The sequence below is a fragment of the Salinimicrobium oceani genome (genome assembly GCF_012037645.1).
Genome location: NZ_JAAVJR010000412.1, coordinates 1 through 510, shown reverse-complemented (window position 1 = coordinate 510; position 510 = coordinate 1). Strand labels below are relative to the sequence as shown.

The window sequence follows — 510 nt, the reverse complement described above, 5'->3', positions numbered from 1 at the left end:
ACATGCCCACGTGAATGATCCTTTCTGAAGTGGTGTCTGTAGCTTTTCTTCCGAAGTAAAGTAGATCTCCCTTCTGCAGGTTTTCGAAATTTTTAACCGAATCGATCTCCTCCCCTGCTGCAATTTGCTGGGAAGCATCACGGGGGAGCACCATCCCGTTTAGGAAGAAAATTGTTTTAGTGTAACCGCTGCAATCCATTCCTTTTGGAGAAGTCCCACCCCACAGGTAAGGCACCCCCATCATTTCTCTGGCGGTTTTAATAAGATTTTCTCCCGTTGGTTCCAGCGAAGCTACCCACTCCCTGTAAGGCTGCGCAGCTGATTTTTCCACAAATGCGGTTTTGTCATTTGGATATTCCACCTTGTAAAATCTATTTTGCTCACCTTTAACTTCGAGAATGTTCCCGGCAACAAGATCTGTCACGGTCTGAGAATCGTCGTTAGGTTCAGAATAAGAGAATCCGAAAGGTTCGAGGTAAATGATCTTTTCTGAAGCTCTCCAGGTTTCCA

The 510-nt window shown here is 45.5% G+C and carries 1 protein-coding gene; it reads right to left on the bottom strand.

Annotated elements, in window-relative coordinates:
- Nucleotides 1–510: C40 family peptidase (locus HC175_RS17460; RefSeq protein ID WP_168139571.1), on the bottom strand; the 510-nt coding region annotated here is incomplete at both ends.